The organism is Staphylococcus sp. 231237_7MaSpsaltlick, from assembly GCF_043107035.1.
Genome location: NZ_JBICNX010000474.1, coordinates 1 through 255 on the forward strand (window position 1 = coordinate 1; position 255 = coordinate 255).

Sequence of the window (255 nt, forward strand, 5' to 3'; positions counted from 1 at the left end):
CAAGCTGCAGATAATAAGTTGTCTGAAATCACATCTGATGGATTAGTAAATCCAGAAGAAAAAGCCGAATTAGAACAACTCATCGAAACGTTAGAAACAGCTAAAGTAGAAGCTTTGACGAAATTAATCAATGTACCAGATGGTGTAACAGGCAAAGATGCACTACAAACACGCCTAGATCAAATTGACTCAGTAACAGCACCAAAAGTAAATGATAGAGATAGTAATGGCGTGTTAGACACAGACCAACTGTCT

General features: G+C 37.6%; 1 protein-coding gene. It reads left to right on the plus strand.

Going from position 1 to position 255, the window contains the following annotated elements:
* Positions 1–255, plus strand: a 255-nt coding sequence (locus ACF91D_RS32405; protein ID WP_392438811.1) for a GA-like domain-containing protein, incomplete at both ends; no start/stop codon positions are given.